The 16,889-nt window shown below is 69.3% G+C and carries 15 protein-coding genes; 8 read left to right on the forward strand and 7 right to left on the reverse strand.

All coding sequences use genetic code 11. The annotated features are described in order from the left end of the window. Nucleotides 1-94: 94 nt before the first annotated feature. Nucleotides 95-1,210 (forward strand): GGDEF domain-containing protein, encoded by a 1,116-nt coding sequence (locus tag ASC87_RS11450; RefSeq protein ID WP_056661116.1) that lies wholly within the window; start codon nt 95-97, stop codon nt 1,208-1,210. Nucleotides 1,211-1,340: 130 nt separating this feature from the next. Then, nucleotides 1,341-1,784, forward strand: coding sequence for a cyanase (cynS, locus tag ASC87_RS11455; protein ID WP_056661119.1), 444 nt, complete (start codon nt 1,341-1,343; stop codon nt 1,782-1,784). Between the two features lie 108 nt (nt 1,785-1,892). Here cynS and ASC87_RS11460 read toward each other — a convergent pair whose 3' ends face one another. The 5 genes from ASC87_RS11460 to apaG form a co-directional block, all read right to left on the reverse strand. After that, on the reverse strand, nt 1,893-2,666 hold the full coding sequence (locus tag ASC87_RS11460) for a sigma-70 family RNA polymerase sigma factor (RefSeq protein ID WP_056661122.1): 774 nt from the start codon (nt 2,664-2,666) through the stop codon (nt 1,893-1,895). 91 nt (nt 2,667-2,757) lie between these two features. Further along, on the reverse strand, nt 2,758-3,774 hold the full coding sequence (locus ASC87_RS11465) for an HDOD domain-containing protein (protein WP_082568550.1): 1,017 nt from the start codon (nt 3,772-3,774) through the stop codon (nt 2,758-2,760). A gap of 61 nt (nt 3,775-3,835) precedes the next feature. Continuing rightward, nucleotides 3,836-5,002, reverse strand: coding sequence for a murein transglycosylase A (locus tag ASC87_RS11470; RefSeq protein WP_369820756.1), 1,167 nt, complete (start codon nt 5,000-5,002; stop codon nt 3,836-3,838). Between the two features lie 114 nt (nt 5,003-5,116). Continuing rightward, on the reverse strand, nt 5,117-7,153 hold the full coding sequence (locus ASC87_RS11475; protein ID WP_056661131.1) for a site-specific recombinase: 2,037 nt from the start codon (nt 7,151-7,153) through the stop codon (nt 5,117-5,119). Further along, nucleotides 7,153-7,527, reverse strand: a complete 375-nt coding sequence (apaG, locus tag ASC87_RS11480) for a Co2+/Mg2+ efflux protein ApaG (RefSeq protein WP_056661134.1) — start codon at nt 7,525-7,527, stop codon at nt 7,153-7,155. Before apaG ends, ASC87_RS11475 begins: the two co-directional genes overlap by 1 nt. 79 nt (nt 7,528-7,606) lie before the next feature. On the opposite strand from apaG, the gene rpe reads away from it, so the two are divergent. Continuing rightward, entirely contained in the window at nt 7,607-8,296 is a 690-nt protein-coding gene (gene rpe / locus ASC87_RS11485; protein WP_056661137.1) for a ribulose-phosphate 3-epimerase, read from the forward strand. Nucleotides 8,297-8,497: 201 nt separating this feature from the next. Further along, nucleotides 8,498-9,577: a hypothetical protein gene (locus tag ASC87_RS11490; protein WP_056661140.1), complete on the forward strand. Its 1,080-nt coding sequence runs from the start codon at nt 8,498-8,500 to the stop codon at nt 9,575-9,577. 46 nt (nt 9,578-9,623) lie between these two features. Here the strand turns inward: ASC87_RS11490 and ASC87_RS11495 are convergent, their stop codons facing one another. Both ASC87_RS11495 and ASC87_RS11500 read right to left on the reverse strand, forming a co-directional pair. Beyond that, complete coding sequence (locus ASC87_RS11495; RefSeq protein ID WP_056661298.1) at nt 9,624-10,751, reverse strand: NADH:flavin oxidoreductase/NADH oxidase; 1,128 nt, start codon at nt 10,749-10,751, stop codon at nt 9,624-9,626. A 104-nt stretch (nt 10,752-10,855) separates the two neighbouring features. Continuing rightward, nucleotides 10,856-11,821 (reverse strand): LysR family transcriptional regulator, encoded by a 966-nt coding sequence (locus ASC87_RS11500; RefSeq protein ID WP_056661143.1) that lies wholly within the window; start codon nt 11,819-11,821, stop codon nt 10,856-10,858. Between the two features lie 89 nt (nt 11,822-11,910). Here ASC87_RS11500 and ASC87_RS33715 point away from each other — a divergent pair, with 89 nt between their 5' ends. From ASC87_RS33715 to ASC87_RS11520, 4 genes are read left to right on the forward strand one after another with little or no spacing between them, the layout of a single operon-like run. Next, on the forward strand, nt 11,911-13,971 hold the full coding sequence (locus ASC87_RS33715) for a 4-oxalomesaconate tautomerase (protein ID WP_056661146.1): 2,061 nt from the start codon (nt 11,911-11,913) through the stop codon (nt 13,969-13,971). A 13-nt stretch (nt 13,972-13,984) separates the two neighbouring features. Next, nucleotides 13,985-14,845, forward strand: a complete 861-nt coding sequence (locus ASC87_RS11510) for a MaoC family dehydratase N-terminal domain-containing protein (protein WP_056661149.1) — start codon at nt 13,985-13,987, stop codon at nt 14,843-14,845. 17 nt (nt 14,846-14,862) lie between these two features. Then, complete coding sequence (locus ASC87_RS11515; RefSeq protein WP_056661152.1) at nt 14,863-16,044, forward strand: CaiB/BaiF CoA-transferase family protein; 1,182 nt, start codon at nt 14,863-14,865, stop codon at nt 16,042-16,044. Then, the gene (locus tag ASC87_RS11520; RefSeq protein WP_056661155.1) at nt 16,044-16,877 is read left to right on the forward strand and encodes a CoA ester lyase; all 834 of its coding nucleotides are present in this window, start codon (nt 16,044-16,046) and stop codon (nt 16,875-16,877) included. The genes ASC87_RS11515 and ASC87_RS11520 overlap by 1 nt, the downstream gene beginning before the upstream one ends. Nucleotides 16,878-16,889 lie beyond the last annotated feature (12 nt).

A 16,889-nucleotide genomic window follows, 5' to 3' on the forward strand; every position in this document is an offset into this window, starting at 1 on the left:
CATGCCCACCCGCATTCGTGGAAAGCGCACGCCGGACGGCCTCGCCCCGGTGCCCCCCTCTCAAGTCGATTCCCCGCCCGACGATAAGTCCGCCATGGTGTCCCTCAGTGCTTCCCGCGTGTTCTCGCAGTGGCTCGCGCCGAGCAGCAGCGCCCAGCGCGTGCGCGCGTCGCAGTCGCTGCTCGCCGTGCTGATCTACGTGGCATTCGCCGCGGTACAGCACGCCGAGGTGCTCGCGGGCCTCGTGGACCTGCATGCGTCGATGTGGCTGAGCGCGTTCTACCTGGGTGGGTCTCTTGGCTTCTACGCGGTCGTCCGCTCGGGGCTGAACGAGCGGCTGGGCAGCGACCCGTCGCTGACGTTGCCGCAGATGGTGCTGGGGGTGCTCGCGGCGGTCGGGTCGTATGCGATCACCGGGCCGGCCCGGGGCGCGGTGATGTCGCTGCTGGTGCTGGTGCTGGTGTTCGGCATGTTTGCGCTTCGCCCGCGCCAGGCGCGTGACCTGGCGCTTTTTGCCTGCGCGCTGCTGGGCGCCACGATGGTCTGGAAGGGCATCACCGACCCGGCGCGCTACCCGCCGGCGGTGGAGGCGGTGCACCTGCTGTTCGCCGTGATCATCCTCGCCTCGGTGGGCACGCTCACCGCCCGCATGGCCGTGATCCGTGCGCGCCTGCGCGGCCAGAAGGCCGACCTCGAACACGCGCTTGCACAGATCCGCCTCCTCGCCAGCCGCGACGAACTCACCGGCCTGTCGAACCGCCGCCACATGAACGAGCTGATGGCCATCGAAAAGGCCCGCCAGCGCCGCACGGGCCAGCCGATGGCCGTGGCCCTGCTCGACATCGACTGGTTCAAGCGCATCAACGACACCTACGGCCACAGCGGCGGTGACCTGGTGCTCAAGACCTTCGCCCAGCTCACCCGCGACAGCCTGCGCACCACCGACGTGATGGGCCGCTGGGGGGGCGAGGAGTTCCTGCTGATGCTGCCCGACACCACGGCCACCGACGCAATGGCCTGTGTCGACCGCATGCGCACGCAGCTGGCACGGTTGTCGGCCGATGCCATCGCCCCGGGCCTGCGCGTGACCTTCTCGGCAGGGGTGGCCGCCGTCAACAGCGCCGACGAATTCGAGGCCGCCATCGAACGGGCCGACCAGGCCATGTACCGTGCGAAGGTGCAGGGCCGCAACTGCACCGTGGTGGCATAGGCATTGCGTTGCCCCTCCGGGGGCCTGTTGCCCGCGGCCGCGGCACCGATCCGGTGCTGGGGAAGCCGCTGTCCCGCCGCTGGCGGCCACCCGTTGCAATGACTTCCCAACCCACCACAAGGAACTGACGATGAGCCGTCTGGACGTGACCGAGAAGATCGTGGCCGCGAAGGTCACCCGGGGCCTGAAATGGTCCGACGTGGCCGAACGTGTGGGCAAGAGCAAGGAGTGGGTCACCGCCGCCTGCCTGGGCCAGATGACCATGACCGCCGAGCAGGCCGCCATCGTGGGCGACATCTTCGGCCTGACCGACACCGAGCAGAAGTGGCTGCAAGTGGTGCCGTACAAGGGATCGCTGCCCACCTCGGTGCCCACCGACCCGCTGATCTACCGCTTCTACGAGTTGGTGAGCGTGTACGGCACCACGTTCAAGGAACTGATCCACGAGGAGTTCGGCGACGGCATCATGAGTGCGATCGACTTCAAGATGGACTTGAAGCGGGAGGCGGATCCGAATGGCGACCGCGTGCGCATCTTGATGTCCGGCAAGTTTCTCCCGTATAGGACTTATTAGCCCCCCAGTCGCTTCGCTCCTGCCCCCGAGGGGCGACCCCGGGTCGGCCGGCGGAGCCGGACCTCGCGGGTGGCTTGATCTGCGGCTTCGCTTCCGCTCGCCTTTTCTTTACCAGTCGCGCATGCGTACGCGCAGCTTGGCCACGGTTGCCTGGTGGATCTGCGAGATGCGGGATGCGCTGACGCCCAGCGCGGTGCCGATCTCGGCGAGGTCGAGTTCGCGGCCATAGATCATGTCCATCACCGCGCGCTCCTGGGGTTCGAGGGCGTCGAAGGCCTGGGCGAGGGCCTCGTGGCGCTGCCGGCGCTGCAACACACGTTGCGGGTCGGCATGTTCGTCGACCGCCGCGTGGGCCGCATCGTGGCCGTTCGGGCTGCTGTCGTCGGAAGGTGGCTCGAGGGCTTCGTCCTCGAGCCGCGTGGGGGCCGCGCCGGCGTCGAGCATGGCGCGGTAGAACACCTCCAGCGTCCAGCCGAGTTCGTTGGACACCTCCTTCGCACGCGGGGCCCGTCCGAGGCGGTGTTCGAGCGCCTGCACCGCGGCCCGGATCTGCCGCTGCTGGCTGCGCACGTGGCGGGACAGTTCGTCCGACGACCGCAGCGAGTCGAGCATCGACCCTTCGATGCGGCGCGACGCGTAGGTGTCGAAAGTCGCACCGCGCCCCTCCTCGAAACGCGTCAGGGCTTCGTTGAGGCCGATCATGCCGGCCTGCACCAGCTCGTCCATCGCGACGTTGGCCGGCAGCCGTGACAGCATGCGGCTCGCAATGCGCCGCACGAGCGGGCGGTGGGCCAGAAGGCGCACGTTGCGTTCGTCGGGATCGGGGGGGAGGACGTTCGGGTTCAACTGGGCGGCCGGTTGGGGTGAACGGGCGTCCAGCATATCGTTCGGCCTACACCCCGCCGCCGGGCAGGGGTTTGGTGTTTCACTACCGCGCGGTGGCGCGAGGGGCCCCGCGCGTCCGTGTGCGGCGTCAGGCGAGCGCGGTGTAGGCGGCCTGCACCCCCGGGGTCCACTGGGCCACCTGGTCGGGGTTCTCGTGGACCCGCCCGGCCGACACCAGCACCCGCAACGCTGCCACGCGGTTGCCCGCGAGCAGCAGCTGCGCCAGCGGGTCTTCCGCGGCGGCGAACCCCTGTGCCGCCTTCACCGAGCGGGCGGCCGCATGCAGCGTCGGGCTCAGCCGCCAGCCCGTGATGAACTGCGCGAACAACCGCTCGCGCCGCACCTGGAAGGCCTGGCGAAAGCCGTTGCTGAACGCGAGGCCGGCCGGTGGGGTGTGGCTGTCGAAGATGCGGTCGAGTGCGCGCAGGCCGGCGGTCCAGCCCACATCGAACAGCAGGCCGCCGAGGTACGCCTCGAAGGGGTCGACCCCGCGTTCCCGGCCCAGCGCGCGGCACAGGTCGGCCTGGGCCTGGGAGTGGGCCCACAGCGGGCCCGTGGCGCGCAACGACAGCACGCCGGCCTGGGCGCTGAACATGGGCTTGAGCACCACCTTCGCGACCGCCTGCCGTACGCCCGTCGTGCCGACACGGCGAATCGCGCCGGCCAGCTCGGTGACGGGCTCGGTGCCGCGGAACGCGATGCTGTTGGCGAGCCGCGTGACCTCGGCGACGAGGTTCGGGTCGCGGGCCACCCGCTGGGCGAGTTCACCGTCCGACTGCGCTTCGTCCCGCAAGCTGTTGAGGAGCTGCGGGATCACACCGGCCGCCCGCGGCAGCAACTCGCCGCGGCCCTTGTCGGCGGCGATCATCGCGTCCAGCTCGGCGAGCCACAGGGGTTCGTCCGGGTGGGGCGGGTGCTCGCTGGCCGGCAACTCGCCGAGCAGCCAGCTGAAAAGCTCGCCGTCCAGGTCGAGGAGCGGTGCGGCCGCCCTTCGGTCGGGCAGTGGGCTGCTGCCAGCGGCGGTGGCGTTGGCGGCGGTGGTGGCGGAACGCGGGGAGGGGTCTTTCGACAGCAGGTTGCTGAATCGGCGCACCCAGCTTGTCATGGCGGCAACACGGTCCGGAATGAGGTTGCCTCGAGTATCGCCGCGCCGTGTGCGGGGCGCGTCAGGATCTGGGCCACAGAACCCACAGGCGCAGCGGCTGTTTCATGCGCCCGGCCTGCTGTTCGGCGGTGGTGCCCCAACCCCAGAAGTAGTCGGCCCGCACCGCACCGACGATGGCGCTGCCGGTGTCCTGCGCCATCACGAGCCGTTGCAGCGGCTGGCTGGAGAGCGGTTCGGTGGTGTCGAGCCACACCGGCGTGCCGTACGGGATGCTCAGCGGGTCGACCGCGATGGAACGGCCCGGGGTCAGCGGCACCCCCTGGGCGCCCTTCGGCCCCATGGACGGGTCGGCCAGCGCTTCCTCGCGGAAGAACACCGTGCGCGGGTTGCTCCACAGCAGTTCGTTCAGGCGCTGCGGGTTCTTCTGCGCCCACGCCTTGATGCCGGGCCACGAGGCCTGGTCGGCGCGCAGTTCACCCTGTTCGATGAGCCAGCGGCCCACCGACTTGTACGGTTGGTTGTTGTGCCCCGCAAACGCCGCGCGCATCAGCCGCTGCGTGCCATTGGCTTCCTGCACCTGGAGGCGGCCGGAGCCCTGGATCTGCAGGATCAGCGCGTCGAGCGGGTCGGCCACCCACGCGATCTCCCGGCCGTGCAGCGCGGCCTTCGCGGCCGGCACCGTGTCGAGCTGCTGGCGTGTCCAGTACGGGTTGCGCAAGGCCAGGTCGGCCGGCGGGCCGTACAGCGGCACACGGTACGGGCCTCGGGCCACGCGGCTGGCTTCGATCAGCGGTTCGAAGTAGCCGGTGACGAGGCCTTCGTTGGCCCCTTCGAGTGTTTCGACCCGCCACGGCTGCAGGCGCGCACGCAACCACGCCCGGGCCGCGGCGTCGGTCATGGGGCCTGCGGCGCGGGCATCCACGCACACCCGGGCCCAGTCGAACGCGGGCTTCTCGCAGCCCCGCAGCAGCGACGGCCACAGCTCGGTGGTGGTGTCCTGTTCCCAGCCGGGCAGGTCGGTCCATTGGGCCGACACCCAGCGGGCACGCTGGCGCATCAGCGTGGCCCCCGGTTCGGCGGCCGGGCGGGCGGCAGGGGCCGGCGTGGCGCCGCGGTCTTCCACCGGGGCAGGCGGCGAGGACGGGCCGGTCGCGCACGCGCCCAGCACTCCTAGAATCAGCGCGGTCAGGGCCGGCCGCACCCCGCGGAACGGGCGAAGGAACTGCATCATGGGTTTGATCTTGCTGGAAGCGCTCGGTGCGCTTGTCGTGTTGGTGTTGATCGTCTGGTGGACGATGTTCTCGGGCCGCCGCGGCGGCGAGCGGCGCGATGACGATTCCGGTCACTGACCCCGAGGCGGTTGTGCATCGCGGGGCGGAACGATGAAACTCAGCGGCTTGCGCCACAGGCGCTGCCGGATGGCGCGGTAGATGCGGCTGCGGTCGCGCAAGCGGATGCCGCGCGAGCGCAGCGCCACCTTGAACGCCAGCAGGAAACTCACGCTCAGGTTCAGCAGGCCGGTCACGGGAATGGCGGCCACGCACCACCAGAACGCCGGCAGCTTCACGATGTCCGCGCCCATGGCCCCGGCTGCGGCCGCGAGCTGGCCGGTGGACAGCGTGACGTGGCGAACGTCGATGGGCAGCCCGAAGAACGCGGCAACCACCGGCACGATGCCCAGCATCAGGCCCAGCGAGATGTTCGACGTGAAGCCCGAGATGTTGTGGCGCCAGTACTCGGCCCAGCGCTGCGCCCGCGTGCGGCCGAGCGCGGCCACGATGCGCGGGTTCCAGGCGATGGCGCTGTCGAGGCGGTGCCACACGAACCAGTTTTCCACCCAGCCCGCGATGATCGAGCTGGCGAACAGCAGCACGCCGGTGAACGCAGCATACAGCGGCGTGCCGCCCAGCAGCGTCAGCGAGTCGAGCACGTGGGCACCGGCCTCCACGCCCACGAGCGGTTTGCCGAACACGGCCTCGCTCGCGAGCTGTGCCACCAGCACCACCGGTGCCACGATCGACAGGTTGCCCAGGATGCCGGCGGACTGCGACCGGATCAGGTGGGCCACCTCGTCGACGAACCCTTCCACGGCGTCGTCGTTCGACACGTCGCGCAGCTTCTCGGCCATCGCCGGCGCGGTCATCGCGGGCTGTTTGGTGGCGACGGTCCAGTGCGCCAGGTGGATCAGCACGAAGCTGCCCGCGTAGTTGATGCCGGCCCAGAAGCCGGCCCAGAACGCCGTGAGGCCGAGCGCCAGCACGAAGAACTTCATCAGCGTGGTGCCCGCGAGCACCGCACCGCCACCGGCCGCGGCTTTCAGCATGCGCCCGTAGGCGCTGCGGTCGCGGGTGATGTAGTGCTCACCGGTTTCGGCGCTGCGTTCGGCCACCTTGCGCGCCAGCATCGAGTAATGGCGCGCGAACAGCGCGCGCAGGCTGCGGCGTTCATCGGCCGTGCGCACCAGTTGAGCGAGCAGCCGGGTGATTTCGGTGCCGGGCGTGGTGCTGAGCACACACGTGAGCAGGTCTTCGATGCGGCGCGAGCGGCGGTCGAGCTGGTCGAGCTCGAACACGAGCCCCACCGACACCCCGTGGTCCTCGAGGTGCTCGTGCACGCTGTCGGCGCAGCGCCGGCACGTGTCGAGCAGCGCACGCAGGTACTGGGCCGACGTGAACAGCAACTCGGCGTTGCCCGCCTCCGCGGCATCGCAGACGTCCTCGGCCACGCGGGCCAGCTGGCGGAAGGGCCGGTCGACGAGCAGGTCGCGGCTCATGCGCGCGCGGATCGACGGCGAAAACCCGAGCGCCCGCACCGAGGCCGCCAGGAACATGATCGCGTCGAGGAACGGGGCCTGCCAGTCGATGCGTGTGCCGTCCTGTGGCGTCAGCAGCGCGATCAGGCGGGTCAGCGTGGGCGTGTCGATGGCATCGAGCCAGTCGGCATCGCTCGCCACCGGGAACAGCAGGTAGAACAGTTCGGCCAGGTCGCGGGTGTCGGGCGTGCCGGGCAGCAGGCGCAACCGCAGGCGCTGGCCGAGTTCGCCGATCAGGTCCATGCGCGGGGCGAAGCCGAAGTCGGCCAGCAGCGCGGCGGTGTCCACATCGGTCCAGAAGCGGCGCAGCACGGCGCGCACCTGCACCTCGTGTTCCGGGTTGCGCTCCAGCACGTTCAGCAAGTGGCGCAGCCGCAGGATGGGGGTGGGCGTCTGCTGCTGCGGCAGCGGCGCATGCCTCAGCCATTCGAGCAGGCGCACGAGCCACAGGTGGCGCTCGGGCTGCGAGGCGTTCACGTCGGCGACGGTCAGCAGGGCGCTCAGGTCCCACGGCCCTTCGGCCCCGGGCAGGGGGCCGCGCAGGGTCAGCTTCAGCTTCGACAGCATCAGTGCAGCGCGGAGGCCAGCGTGAGGCCGAACTCCGGGATGGGGGCGTCGAACGGGTGGGCGTCCTCCGTCATGCAGAAGAACGTGCCGCGCATGCTGCCTTGCGGGCTCGCGATGGTGGTCCAGCTGGTGTATTCGAACCGTTCACCCGGTTGCAGCAGCGGCTGCTGGCCCACGACGGCGAGGCCGCGCACCTCGTCGGTGTGCCCGTGGGCGTCGGTGATGACCCAGTGCCGCGCGATCAGCTGCGCCGCGATGTCACCGGTGTTGCGGATGGTGATCGTGTACGCGAACGCGTGCCGGCCGGTCTCCGGTTCCGATTGTTCGGGGAGGTGGCGGACGGTGGCACTGCAGGTGAATTCGGGCTGGCTCATGCAGGCCATTCTAGAAGCGCGAAGAAAGTCACATCCGGGCAGACCCCAGGGCGCTGGTCGGAAATCCTAAAATGCCGGGATGAGTCAAACCACCTACCGCATCGCCCCGAGCATCCTGTCCGCCGACTTCGCCCGCCTGGGCGACGAAGTGCGCCAGGTCATCGATTCGGGCGCCGACTGGATCCATTTCGACGTGATGGACAACCACTACGTCCCCAACCTGACCTTCGGTCCGATGATCTGCGAGGCGTTGCGCAAACACGCGGTCACCGCAACGGGTGCCCGGGTGCCCATCGACGTGCACCTGATGGTGCAGCCGGTAGACGCGCTGGCCCAGGCCTTCTGCAAGGCCGGCGCCGACCTGGTGAGTTTCCACCCCGATGCCAGCACCCACGTGGACCGCACCCTGCAGCTGATCAAGGCCGAAGGTTGCCAGGCTGGCCTCGTGTTCAACCCGGCCACGCCGCTCGACGTGCTCGAGTGGGTGATCGACAAGGTCGACCTCGTGCTGATCATGAGCGTCAACCCGGGTTTCGGCGGGCAGAGTTTCATCCCGTCGGCACTGAAGAAGATCGAACAGGCGCGCCGCCTCATCGACGCGAGCGGGCGCGACATCCGCCTCGAGGTGGACGGAGGCATCAAGGCCTCGAACATCCGCGAGGTGGCCGCCGCCGGCGCCGACACGTTCGTGGCCGGCAGCGCCATCTTCACGCAGAAGGACTACAAGGCCGCCATCGACGCGATGCGCGCCGAACTGGCGCGTGCCTGAGCGGCACGACCCGGGGCGCCCGCCCGGCGCCTGACGCGTTGTCTCGACGAGGGCCAGGCACATCGGCGCGATGACGATGCGGTTGGGCAGCCGCCGACACGACCCCGGCCCTTGTGTCCCCTTGTCCTTCCCCTGCCCTGAGGATGCCGGCGCGCGCCATGGCCCGTACCGTGCGTGGACCGACCACCACAGGGAGCTCCCATGCGCGTACCTACCCGGCTCGTATCCATCGCGGCGGCGGCCGTGTTCGCCCTCGCGAGCCTGCCCTTGCAGGCCGCCCCGCAGTACACCTTGTTCGACCTCGGGGCGCTCGGCAGCGGCAGCTCGACCGCCGCGCAGATCAACGATGCCGGCCAGGTGATCGGTTCTTTCGGCGCCAACGCGTTCGTGTACACGCCGGGCCTGGGCGTCACCGACTTCGCCACGCTCGCAGGCCAGCCCGCCGGCGCCACCAGCAGTGTGTACGGCATCAACGGCCTTGGCCAGGTCGTGGGGTCGGTGGGGGCCGGGTCGTCGGTCGTGTATCGCCCCGGTATCGGCACCGAGTACCTGGCCGACGGCCTCGGTGTCCGCCGCATCAACGACGCGGGCCAGTACATCGGCGAAGGCTACGACGGGTCGGCCGGGTTCGGCTATCGGTACACGCCGGGCACTGGTATCGAACTGCTGCCGGGGTTGTACTCGCTGGTCGCCGACATCAACAACCATGGGCAGGTCGCCGGCGTCGCCGCCTACACCGACGACAGCATCGACCACGCCGCGCGGCTCGACGCGGATGGCGTGCAGCTCCTGGGCGATCTCGGTGGGGGGTTCAGCAAGTCGACCGCGATCAACAACGGCGGCGATGTCGTTGGCTACGCGGGCGTGAGCAGCGACTTGGTGCACGCCTTCCGGTACACCGACGCGGGCGGCATCGTGGACCTCGACCCGTCGGGCCTCTTTCACAGCATGGCCGAAGCCATCAACGACCAGGGGTTGGTCGGTGGGGCGTTCTGGACGACGAGTGACGGCACGGAAAAGCGTGCCTTCATCGCCGGCGCGACGTCGGGCCTGATCGACCTCAACACCCTGCTCGACCCGTCGACCGGGGCCGGTTGGACGCTGCTGGAGGTGAGCGACATCAACAACGCGGGCCAGATCGTCGGCACCGGCCTGTTCGGCGGTGCGGAGCGTGCTTTCGTGCTGAGCGCCGTGGCCGCGCCGGTGCCGGAGCCCGCCGCGTGGCTGCTGGCGCTGGTGGCCTGGCCGCTGTTGCGGCGGGGGGCGCGCCAGGCGTGCTGATGGCGGTCGGAGGCCGGCAACTGGCCTCGCACGGCGACGAGGCCCGCTACATGGTGCGGCCGCCCGGCCCCTGGCGAGTCATGTCGAACAGGTCCTTGGCCTCCCGCGGCTGGCATCGCCAGTACTGCGGCGGCGCTGCCACCCGTGCGCCGAGTTCGGCGGCGGCGTGCCACGGCCAGCGCGGGTCGTAGAGCATCGCCCGTGCGAGGCCCACCGCGTCGGCCTCGCCGTCGGCGATCACCGCTTCGGCATGGGCCGCGCTGGTGATGAGCCCCACGGCGATCGTGGGCAGGCCCACCTCGGCCTTCACGCGGCGCGCGTGTGGCACCTGGTAGCCGGGCGCGAGCGGGATCGCCTGCGCCGTGGACACCCCGCCGCTCGACACATGGATGGCAGCGCAACCTCGCGCCTTCAATGCGTGAGACAGCGCCACGGTGCCGTCGAGGTCCCAGCCACCCTCCACCCAATCGGTGGCCGACAGGCGGATCCACACCGGGCGGCCGGCGGGGAACGCCTCGCGCACCGCCTCGAATACCTCCAGCGGGAAGCGCATGCGGTTCTCGAGCGGTCCACCGTAGGCATCGGTGCGGTGGTTGGCCAGCGGCGACAGGAACTGGTGCAGCAGGTAGCCGTGCGCCGCATGCAGCTCGATGCCGTCAAACCCGAGCCGCGCGGCCCGCCGCGCCGCCCGGGCAAAGTCGTCGCGCACACGGCGCAAGCCGTCCGCGTCGAGGGCGTGCGGCGGGGTGTCGGTGGCTGCGTGGGGCACGGCCGACGGGCCCAGGGTTTGCCAGCCCGCCGGTTCGTGCGGGTGGACTTGCGAGCCACCTTCCCACGGCACCTGCGTGGAGCCTTTGCGGCCGGCGTGCGAGAGCTGGATGGCCAGCGGCATCGCAGCGTGCCGGCGCACGGAGGCCAGCACGAGCGCGAGCGCGGTTTCGTTCGCGTCGTTCCAGAGTCCCAGGTCGGCCGCGGAGATGCGGCCTTCCGGCGACACGGCCGTGGCCTCGAGCACCATCAGGCCCGCGCCCGAGAGCGCCAGGCTCCCGAGGTGGATCAGGTGCCAGTCGGTGGCGTTGCCATCGACCGCGGCGTACTGGCACATCGGGGCGATGACGATGCGGTTGGGCAGCGTGAGCGACCCCAGCGGCAGGGGGGAAAACAGGCGGGACACGAGCGGGCTCCGGATGGCGGGATGCACCGCACTGTGCCGTGTTTCCGCCCCGCGCGGGCGGTGGGGGATTTTGGTGAGCACCTCGCGAAGCCGTTCGAGGTTCTTCACGTGCGCCTCGAACCCGCAGCCCTCGGTGTCGTGGGTGGCGCCGCCCTCGCCTTCGATGGGGAGCGTGCCGGCCGCTTGACGTCCTCGAACAGGTCATACAGCTGTTGGGCGGCGGTCGACAATGAACGCCCGCGGCGCCGAATCAACCCCACCTTGCGTGTGACCACGGGGTCGACAAGAGGAAGGCTGACGAGCAACGGGTGATCAGGACCCGGCATGGCCATGGACGGGACGGCGGCGACGCCGAGGCCTGCTTCAACCAGACCGATCATCGTCGTCACATGCTGCGCTTCGTAGATCGCCTGCGGTCTGCCGCTCACGCCGGCCAGCGCCTGATCCAGCAGGACACGGTTGCCCGAAGCGCGCCCAACCGAAATGAAGTCGTACTCCGCAAGTTGTGCCCATGTCACGCGGCGCAGCTTCGCCATCGGATGATCGCGCCGGCAGGCCGCAACAAAGCGCTCTTCCACCAGCGGCTTGAACTCCAGTTCGCCCTCCTGGGATCCGATGAAGTTGAGCCCGAAGTCGGCCTCGCCGCGGCCCACCGCCGCCAGCACCTCGTTCGCGCCCGCATCCAGCACCTTGACCCGCACCTTCGGGCATAGCACGTGATACCGGCGTATCACCTCTGACAGGTAGTAGTAGACGGTCGACGGGACGCATGCGACCGTCACTTCGCCCATGTGCGTCGCGGCCACGCCGCGGATGCCCAGCAGCGTGGCGTCGAGCTCGTCCAGCAGCTCTCGCACCTTGCGCTCGAAGTCACGGCCCACTGCCGTGAGCGTCACCCGCCGGGTGGTGCGTTCAAGAAGCCTCACCCCCAGTGCCTGCTCGAGCTTGTCGATCCGCCGGCTGAAGGCCGGCTGCGACAGATGAACGGATTCCGCCGCCTTGCGAAAGCTGCTCAGTTCCGCCACGGCGCGAAAGGCGAGCAAGTCGTTGAGGTCGAAGTTGATGGCCATGGTGAACCCCTCGATTGATGTTCAAAGCGGATCAGTTGATCTTAAAGATGCAATTCACTTTTGCAATGCCGTCGACCACTATTCAGTCCATGAACCAAGTCATCCCCTGCGTCCTCATGCGTGCCGGCACGTCGAGAGGCCCCTTCTTCCTCCGCGAGTGGTTGCCTGCCGACGACGTGGCCCGCGACGAGGCATTGATCGGCGCCATCGGTGCATCCGACCTGTTGCAGGTGGATGGCGTCGGCGGCGGAAGCACCCTGACGAGCAAGGTCGCGATCGTCTCGAAGTCGAAAGAGCCGGGCTGCGATGTGGACTACCTGTTCGCGCAGGTCGGTGTGGGCCAGCGGTCCGTCGACACCCGCCCCAACTGCGGCAACATGCTGTCCGGGGTGGCCCCGTTCGCCATCGAGCAAGGCCTCGTCCGTGCGCAAGATGGCGAGACCGTGGTGCGCGTGTTCAACGTCAACACACGGTCGCGCATCGACGTCACGGTGCAGACCCCTGGCGGGCGTGTGACGTATGAAGGCGAGACGGGCATCGACGGCGTGGCGGGTACCGCCGCCCCCGTCCGGCTCAACTTCCTCGATGCCTGGGGCGCTGTCACCGGATCGCTCTTTCCCACGGGCCGGCGCATCGACACCTTCGGTGGCCTGGCCGTGACCTGCATCGATGCGGCGATGCCGCTCGTGATCCTGCGGGCCAGCGAGCTTGGCCTGACCGGCCGTGAGACGCCGGCCGTGCTGGACGCCGACCGCGCCTTGCTCGATCGCATCGAATCCATCCGGCTGGCCGCCGGCGAGGCGATGGGCATGGGCGACGTGTCAGGCAGCGTCGTGCCCAAGCCGGTGATCGCCAGCGAGGGTGACGATGCCGACAGCGTGACGTCGCGCTACTTCACGCCGCGCCGCTGTCATGCGTCACATGCGGTGACCGGCGCCATCGGCGTCGCGACCGCCTTCGCCCTGCCGGGAACGGTCATCAGCGGTGCCTCGCACCGCGGCGGCACGCGGGGCATCTCCGTGCTGCATCCCCAAGGACGCATCGACGTCGAAGTCACGGTCGAGGGCACCGGCGACGGCGCCAGCGTCCAACGTGCCGCACTCGTGAGAACTGCGCGCAAGATCCTGCAGGGCGACCTGCATATCCCGTCCTATGTCTATTCCAGACACGTTGAAGGAGACCGCCCCATGAAACGCCTCATTGCACCCGCAGTCGCTGCCGCCGTCCTCGCCGCCTCCGCACCGCTGGCGATGGCCTTTCCCGACAAGACCATCACCATCGTGGTTCCTACCGCGGCCGGGGGTGGCAACGACGCCATGGCCCGGACCATCGCGCAGCGCCTCGGCGCCCTGCTCGGCCAGACGGTCATCGTCGACAACCGCGCGGGGGCCAACGGCGCCATCGCCTGCGAGTACGTGGCGCGGGCCACGCCCGATGGCCACACGCTGGTGTTCGGGTACATCGGCACGCACGCGATGAACCCCGCCCTGCAGAAGCTCCGCTATGACCCGGTAGCCGACTTCGCCCCGATCGGGCTGGTGGGCTACTCGCCGACCCTGATGGTGGCCAACAACACGGTCCCGGTGAAGGATGTGAAGGACCTGGTGGCCCAGCTCAAGGCCAAGCCCGACAAGTACACCTATGCCTCCGCCGGCAACGGCACCGCGCCGCACTATGCCGCCGAACTGTTCAAGCTGAGCACCGGTGTCGTGATGCTCGGAGCTCCGTACAAGGGCGCCGCTCCCGCCATCAGCGACACGATCGGCGGCCAGACCCAGTTCATGTTCCCGAGCCTGTTCACGGCACTTCCCCACGTCAAGTCCGGCAAGCTGCGCGCTTTTGCCATCGCCGGGCCGGCACGGTCGCCGCTGTTGCCTGACGTGCCCACGCTCAAGGAGGCCGGCGTGAGCGGCGTGGAGGTTCAGCAGTGGTACGGCTTTTTCGCTCCCGCGAAGACGCCGAAGGCCGTGGTCGATCAACTGAACAAGGCGTTGAACCAGGTCCTTGCCGAAAAGGACATCGTCAAGCGGATGGAGGATCACGGCGCCACGGTCGAGAGCAGCACGCCGGAGCAGTTCGGGGCGTTGGTCAAGGGCGAGATCGTGAAATGGAAGGCCGTCGTCCAGCAGGCCAAGCTGACCGTCGAGTAAGGGAGGCCGAGCCATGAACGCGTCCCTAGACGACCTGCAGGCCTGGGTTGGCCGCAGCGAATCCACGCACGACGAGATCAGCCCGACGCCCGTGAAGGCCCTCGATGCCACGCTGGACCACCCGCCGCGTGCCATCGAACGCGGCACCCCCTTGCACCCGCTCTGGCACTGGCTGTACTTCCTGCCATTGCACCGGCAGAGCGACATCGGCGCCGATGGCCACGCGCGTCGCGGCGGGTTCCTGCCTCCCGTGCCCTTGCCGCGTCGCATGTGGGCGGGCAGCCAGTTCGAGTTCAATGCACCGGTGCGTGTGGGTGATGTGGTGGAACGCCGGTCCACCATCACCGATGTCTCCGTGAAGGACGGCCGCACCGGGCAGCTGGTGTTCGTGAAGGTGCGGCACGAGCTTCGATGCAATGGCGCGGCCGCGCCTGCCATCGTCGAGTTCCACGACATCGTGTACCGCGAGGCCAAGCGGCCCGGCGACGTCGAACCACCCCCGCGGCTCGCCGAGACCGATGCGGCCTGGCAGCGGGTGGTGGTTCCCGACGACGTGTTGCTGTTCCGCTATTCCGCGCTCACGTTCAACGGCCACCGCATTCACTACGACCGGCAGTACGTCACCCAGGTGGAGGGCTACCCCGGCCTGATCGTCCACGGCCCGCTGATCGCGACGCTGTTGATGGACCTGGTCCGCAGGAACGCACCTCAGGCCGACATCGCGACGTTCCGCTTCAAGGCGGTGCGGCCCACCTTCGACCTGAATCCGTTCCAGCTCAACGGCCAGGTCGGCGGCGATGGCAAGAGCGTTCGGCTGTGGGCCCAGGACCATGAGGGCTGGCTCACGATGGATGCAGTGGCGACGCTGCGCTGAAATCAAGGGAACTCACCATGCAACCCCTCAAGGGCATCACCGTGGTCACGCTGGAGCACGCCATCGCGGCCCCGTTCGCCACGCGCCAGCTCGCCGACCTCGGTGCCCGTGTCATCAAGATCGAGCGACCCGGCGTGGGCGATTTCGCCCGAGGCTACGACAACCGTGTGCGCGGGCTGGCTTCGCACTTCGTGTGGACCAACCGCTCGAAGGAAAGTCTCACCCTCGACGTCAAGCATGCCGATGCGGCCCAGGTGCTCGAACGCCTGGTCCTCGAGAAAGCCGACGTCGTGGTGCAGAACCTGGCCCCCGGCGCCGCTGCGCGACTGGGCTTGGGGTACGAAGCCCTGGCCGCCAGGAAGCCATCGATCATCGTGTGCGACATCTCGGGCTACGGTGCGGACGGACCGTACCGCGACAAGAAGGCCTACGACCTGCTGATCCAGAGCGAAGCGGGTTTCGTGTCCGTCACCGGAACGGCCGACGAGCCCTGCAAGGCCGGCCCGTCGATCGCCGACATCGCCGCAGGCATGTACGCCTACACCAACATCCTGGCGGCGCTGCTGCAGCGCGCGCAGACAGGACGCGGCCAGCACATCGACATCTCGATGCTGGAGGCCCTGGCCGAATGGACCAGCTATCCGCTGTACTACGCCTTCGGCGGTGCGCCGCCGCCGCCGCGCACCGGGGCGGCGCACGCCACCATCTACCCGTACGGCCCGTTTCCCTCCGGCGCCGATGGCGGCAGTGTCATGCTGGGCCTGCAGAACGAACGGGAGTGGGTCAACTTCTGCGACAAGGTGCTTTGCCGTCCGGAACTCGCGAAAGATCCTCGCTTCGCAGGAAACGCCAGGCGCGTCGCGGAGCGGGGCGTGCTGCGGGACATCATCGTCGACGCGTTCTCGACGTTGAGCGCGGCCCAGGTGGTGGAGCGGCTGGATGCGGCCCAGATCGCCAACGCAAGGGTGAACACGATGCACGACGTCTGGGCGCATCCGCAGTTGCAGGCCCGCAGCCGATGGCGAGACGTGGGAACGCCCGCCGGCGCCGTGCCGGCGATGCTGCCGCCGGGCACGTGGAACGAGGGACCCCGCATGGACCCAGTGCCCTCGCTCGGCCAGCACACGGATGCGATCCTGGCTGAACTCGGGCTCGACACCGGTACGGTCAATCGCCTGCGGGCGGCGGAGGCGATCTGATGCCGGCCTCGCTCACGGATGCACGCACCTACCTCTTCGTGCCGGGGAACCGCCCCGAACGGTTCGCGAAAGCACTGGACAGCGGTGCCGATGCCGTCGTGTTCGACCTGGAGGATGCCGTGGCGCCAGACGACAAGGGCGCCGCACGTGACGCCATCGCGCGATGGTGTGGTGGGGCGGACAAGCGGAACCGGGAACGTGTGCTCATCCGCATCAACGAGGCGGACTCGCGGCATTTCCCGGACGATCTTCGCTTGCTGCGAGAGGCCTGCATCGGGCAGTTGATGCTGGCGAAGGCGGAAACGCCGGATCATGTCCGGTGCGTGTTGTCGGGTGTCCCGGAGGCAGCCGTTCTCGCATTGGTCGAGACGGCGCGGGGCGTTGCCCAAGTGCAGACCCTGGCCCGCACCCCGGGTGTCGTTCGACTCGCGTTCGGCACGCTGGACTACGCGCTGGATCTCGACCTGGACATCGCCGACAGCGCGGATGGCCTCGCGCATGCGGCAGGAGCGCTCGCGCTCGCCTCTCGCGTGGCGGATCTTCCGCCGCCGGTGGCCGGCGTCACCCCGCAGCTCGACGAGCAGCCCCGGCTGCTGGCGGACTGGGCGTGGGCGCGCCGGTTCGGTTTCGGCGCGAAGCTGTGCATCCACCCGAGGCAGATCGCACCGCTTCACGGCGCCATGGCACCGGACCCGCAGGCGATCGCCTGGGCCGGGCGTGTGCTCGCGGCAGAAACCGCCTCGCCAGGGGCCGCGCAACTCGACGGCCGAATGATCGACCGTCCCGTCGTCCTGCTCGCGCAACGCACGTTGCAGCGCGCTGCCCGGAACTGATTCCGTCACCAC

Source organism: Rhizobacter sp. Root1221 (genome assembly GCF_001425785.1).
Lineage (GTDB): Bacteria > Pseudomonadota > Gammaproteobacteria > Burkholderiales > Burkholderiaceae_C > Rhizobacter.

Excerpts from the sequence above, each read along its gene's own strand:
- ASC87_RS11490 (WP_056661140.1), top strand. The coding sequence starts at position 8,498 with ATGCGCGTACCTACCCGGCTCGTATCCATCGCGGCGGCGGCCGTGTTC.
- ASC87_RS11460 (WP_056661122.1), bottom strand. The coding sequence starts at position 2,666 with ATGCTGGACGCCCGTTCACCCCAACCGGCCGCCCAGTTGAACCCGAAC.
- ASC87_RS11515 (WP_056661152.1), top strand. The coding sequence starts at position 14,863 with ATGCAACCCCTCAAGGGCATCACCGTGGTCACGCTGGAGCACGCCATC.
- ASC87_RS11510 (WP_056661149.1), top strand. The coding sequence starts at position 13,985 with ATGAACGCGTCCCTAGACGACCTGCAGGCCTGGGTTGGCCGCAGCGAA.
- ASC87_RS11520 (WP_056661155.1), top strand. The coding sequence starts at position 16,044 with ATGCCGGCCTCGCTCACGGATGCACGCACCTACCTCTTCGTGCCGGGG.
- cynS (WP_056661119.1), top strand. The coding sequence starts at position 1,341 with ATGAGCCGTCTGGACGTGACCGAGAAGATCGTGGCCGCGAAGGTCACC.
- ASC87_RS33715 (WP_056661146.1), top strand. The coding sequence starts at position 11,911 with ATGAACCAAGTCATCCCCTGCGTCCTCATGCGTGCCGGCACGTCGAGA.
- rpe (WP_056661137.1), top strand. The coding sequence starts at position 7,607 with ATGAGTCAAACCACCTACCGCATCGCCCCGAGCATCCTGTCCGCCGAC.
- ASC87_RS11470 (WP_369820756.1), bottom strand. The coding sequence starts at position 5,002 with ATGCAGTTCCTTCGCCCGTTCCGCGGGGTGCGGCCGGCCCTGACCGCG.
- ASC87_RS11500 (WP_056661143.1), bottom strand. The coding sequence starts at position 11,821 with ATGGCCATCAACTTCGACCTCAACGACTTGCTCGCCTTTCGCGCCGTG.
- ASC87_RS11475 (WP_056661131.1), bottom strand. The coding sequence starts at position 7,153 with ATGCTGTCGAAGCTGAAGCTGACCCTGCGCGGCCCCCTGCCCGGGGCC.
- ASC87_RS11465 (WP_082568550.1), bottom strand. The coding sequence starts at position 3,774 with ATGACAAGCTGGGTGCGCCGATTCAGCAACCTGCTGTCGAAAGACCCC.
- apaG (WP_056661134.1), bottom strand. The coding sequence starts at position 7,527 with ATGAGCCAGCCCGAATTCACCTGCAGTGCCACCGTCCGCCACCTCCCC.
- ASC87_RS11450 (WP_056661116.1), top strand. The coding sequence starts at position 95 with ATGGTGTCCCTCAGTGCTTCCCGCGTGTTCTCGCAGTGGCTCGCGCCG.